The sequence below is a fragment of the Salegentibacter sp. genome, assembly GCF_041642575.1.
GTDB lineage: Bacteria > Bacteroidota > Bacteroidia > Flavobacteriales > Flavobacteriaceae > Salegentibacter.
This window is the reverse complement of sequence record NZ_JBEPWD010000156.1, coordinates 1-3272: the sequence shown is the minus strand read 5'-3', so window position 1 is coordinate 3272 and position 3272 is coordinate 1. Positions and strand designations below refer to the sequence as shown.

At 44.1% G+C, this 3272-nt stretch carries 5 protein-coding genes and 1 pseudogene; 5 read left to right on the top strand and 1 reads right to left on the bottom strand.

Annotation, left to right across the window (positions count from 1 at the left end; all coding sequences use genetic code 11):
- The 5 genes and pseudogenes from ACESK1_RS12735 to ACESK1_RS12715 all read left to right on the top strand — a co-directional run.
- Positions 1–234: pseudogene (locus ACESK1_RS12735) on the top strand (cytochrome d ubiquinol oxidase subunit II); the annotation flags it as partial.
- A gap of 31 nt (positions 235–265) precedes the next feature.
- Positions 266–883, top strand: coding sequence for a class I SAM-dependent methyltransferase (locus tag ACESK1_RS12730; protein ID WP_372920556.1), 618 nt, complete (start codon positions 266–268; stop codon positions 881–883).
- A 6-nt stretch (positions 884–889) separates the two neighbouring features.
- Positions 890–1501: a class I SAM-dependent methyltransferase gene (locus tag ACESK1_RS12725; protein WP_372920555.1), complete on the top strand. Its 612-nt coding sequence runs from the start codon at positions 890–892 to the stop codon at positions 1499–1501.
- Positions 1502–1558: 57 nt separating this feature from the next.
- Positions 1559–1870, top strand: a complete 312-nt coding sequence (locus ACESK1_RS12720) for a hypothetical protein (RefSeq protein WP_372920554.1) — start codon at positions 1559–1561, stop codon at positions 1868–1870.
- 3 nt (positions 1871–1873) lie between these two features.
- The gene (locus tag ACESK1_RS12715; protein ID WP_372920553.1) at positions 1874–2362 is read left to right on the top strand and encodes a DUF2231 domain-containing protein; all 489 of its coding nucleotides are present in this window, start codon (positions 1874–1876) and stop codon (positions 2360–2362) included.
- A gap of 196 nt (positions 2363–2558) precedes the next feature.
- Here ACESK1_RS12715 and ACESK1_RS12710 read toward each other — a convergent pair.
- On the bottom strand, positions 2559–3272 hold a 714-nt coding region (locus tag ACESK1_RS12710), incomplete at its 5' end, for a 5'-nucleotidase C-terminal domain-containing protein (RefSeq protein ID WP_372920552.1).

Here is a 3272-nt window from a genome sequence, read left to right as displayed (position 1 = left end):
CTGCAGGTGGTTTTGGTGATGTTTGCTGCTATAATTGCACATTTTCCTTATATTATAATCACTGCGGAAAAGGAGCTGAGCCTGCTGGAGAATCTCGCACCTGAAGCTACTATAGATAACCTCGCGCTAATGTTGCTGATTGGTGGCTTTGTGATCTTACCCGGACTATTTCATCTGATGAAAAGTTTTAATATGATAAAGATTCTGGATAAGTCTAAGCCAAAGGAGATGTAACAGAAATTATAGAATAAAAAGAATAAAAATCATGAATGCAGTCTCAAAGACACATTGGGAGAAAGTTTACGAAAGTAAAAAATATGAAGAGTCCACCTGGTACCAGGAAAAGCCGGAGATCTCTCTGGAGATGATTGCAGCCCTGGACCTGCCTGAAACCGCCGGAATTATAGATATTGGCGGGGGCGATTCTAATCTGGTAGATCATCTTCTTGAGGAAGGATACCGGGATGTTACTGTGCTGGATATTTCCGAAAAGGCGCTGGATCACGCCTGGGATCGGCTGGGAGAAAAGGCAGAGCAGGTGAGCTGGATCGCTGCTGATGCGGCTTCTTTTGAACCCGAGAAGAGATACCACCTCTGGCACGACCGCGCCGCTTTACATTTTCTAACCGAAGATGAACAGGTGGAAGGATATGTCAGCAACCTGGAACGTGCGGTAAAGCGTGGGGGATTTGTGGTGCTGGCCACCTTTTCAGAAAATGGCCCCACCAAATGCAGTGGCAGGGAGATCAGGCAGTATTCAAAAGAGCAGCTGAGCGATCTTCTGAAAGAAAAATTCGAAACCCTGGAATGCAGAAATGTAGATCATATCACCCCTTCGGGAGGGATACAGAACTTCACTTTTTGCAGTTTCAGAAAAAAATAGAGGATTATGAAGGATTTTTGGAATGAACGTTACGCGGAAAAGGAGTATGTCTACGGAAAAAAGCCGAACAGCTATTTTCAGGAAAAGCTGGACGAATTAAGGCCCGGCCGCATCCTTTTACCTGCTGAAGGGGAAGGAAGGAACGCGGTTTATGCCGCTAGAATGGACTGGGAGGTTTCGGCTTTCGACATTAGTGAAGAGGGGAAGAAAAAGGCAAGGAAACTCGCCCGGGAATACCAGGTGGAGCTTGATTACCAGGTAGGGGAGCTGGAGACTATGGGTTATAAAAAGGAAGAATTTGATGCCATCGGACTTATTTTTGCTCATTTTCCGAAGAAAACCAGGGAGCATTACTTTCAGCAATTCGACAAATATCTGCAGCCTCAGGGAGTGATAATTTTTGAAGGCTTCAGTAGGGAACATATAGAATATCAGAAAGAGAATCCGCAAGCAGGCGGTCCAAAGGATGCTGAGATGCTTTATACCAAGGAGGAGCTCGAAGTGGCCTTCAGAGGATATAAGTTTGAGGAGTTTGAAGAATTGGAGATAGAACTTGAGGAAGGAGAATATCACAAAGGCAAAGCCGCGGTAATACGGTTTCTGGCTCGCAAAGCCTGAATAATTCTGCTTTAATGCGTATCTTAGATAAGGATTAACAACTAAAATCAATTAAATATGAAAAGTGCAATTTTAAAAAGCATGTTTGCCGGTTTGATCTTTATGTTTTTTGCCTGCGGGGATACCGATACTGTAGAATCGGGAACTTATCAGGGAACCGTAGATGAGGTAGAACCCGAAAAAACAGAGATCTATGTTAAAACCGACGACGACAAAACCCTGGAACTTTATTTCACCGATGAAACTGTACTTAGCAGAGCTGGGAATGAGGTAGATTTCTCGGAACTTCAGAAAGGACAAAAGGTTGAAGTAGAGGTAGAAAAAGTAGGGAAGAGATTAGACCCATTAACGGTAAAAATTCTGGATTAACCCATGAATGAGATCCCGGAATTTTGGCGGACGGAGGTGTTTCATCCTCTGTCCGTGCATTTTCCCGTAGCTTTACTCCTGGTAGCTACTTTATTTAAAATTGTTTCGCTCTGGGGCAGGAACAAAGTCTGGCCGCAGGCCGGAAGTATCCTTCTTGGGCTGGGCGTTCTGGGAGCCTGGACTGCCATTTATACCGGGGACCAGGCCGATGGTATTGTTTCCCGTAAACTCTGTGATCCTACTGTTTTAAAGGAACACGAAAACATGGCCTATATTACGGCCTGGATCTTCACCGCGGCATTCGCCCTGGATGTTGCGCTAACATACAGGCCCCTTTTCTTCAAAAAACAGCTATTTAAGATCTTCCTGGTGCTGATGATGCTTACCGGTTCGGTTTACCTGGGCATGGTTGGGCATTTAGGCGCTGAGCTGGTCTACCAGCAGGCGGCCGGGGTTTATACGCCTTCTGAAGATTGTTTGGAGTATAATTAGGTTGAATGGTTTGTTTGTAAAACAGAGAATTTACTTTTCAATTTTAAGAATGCCGCTCCTATGGAGCTCGCTTCTGAAATCCATCAAATTATTTCTATAAATATATAGCCTCTATGAGGCTTGATAATTTATAAAACAAAAGCCGGTTAGCATTTAACCGGCTTTTACTTCTTAAAATCTAAAGATCTAAAATATCCTAGTGAAACTCGTAATCAGTACCGGGAACGGTAGAGAAGGAGTTAGGGCCTAAGTGTTCACAGTAAGCTCTTTTCTCCAACCTTGGCGATACCGGTGAGTTTTCCTTAAGATACTCCTCAACCACATCGTGGATATAGTAATCCTTAACCTCTACATCTTTCACATTCGGCATACGACAAAGGTTATCCAATGGATCTCCGGGACGTACACAGGCAGAGATGGTGTAATATTCATCATCTTTCATCTCTTCTCCTTTTACCTTAACCGATTTTATACGCTCTCCTTTTTCTCCCTGGCTGTTGAAATCAACTTCCATTCCGGAGAAACGCACCAGCCAGCCTCCAAAACGTTCGGTGGCTACTTCGGCGAAGGCATTATGCATCTCCTTTTCCAACCAGTCTTTAATCTGCTTTCCTGTAGCTTTTCCGGTTTTCACCTTTTCATTAACAGGTAGTAAGTTCCAAAGATTCGCACGGGTTATAGGCGCGGGTTTTCCATCTTCGGGTACGATTGGGTTTCCGAAACGAAAACCATTGGAAATAGAAATGTCGGCTCCGGTTTTCCAACGGGCGGCATCGGTGATCATATTATCCATTGGATTCTCAACGGTTAGATACCTGTAAATAGGGGTTTCAGTATAGCCTATCACAGTTTCCAGATGTTCTTCATAAGGTTCTTTTGCCTTGTCAACCAGTTCAGCTATCTGAGGATC

Coding starts and splice junctions, on each gene's coding strand:
- ACESK1_RS12730 (WP_372920556.1), top strand. CDS start 266: ATGAATGCAGTCTCAAAGACACATTGGGAGAAAGTTTACGAAAGTAAA.
- ACESK1_RS12725 (WP_372920555.1), top strand. CDS start 890: ATGAAGGATTTTTGGAATGAACGTTACGCGGAAAAGGAGTATGTCTAC.
- ACESK1_RS12720 (WP_372920554.1), top strand. CDS start 1,559: ATGAAAAGTGCAATTTTAAAAAGCATGTTTGCCGGTTTGATCTTTATG.
- ACESK1_RS12715 (WP_372920553.1), top strand. CDS start 1,874: ATGAATGAGATCCCGGAATTTTGGCGGACGGAGGTGTTTCATCCTCTG.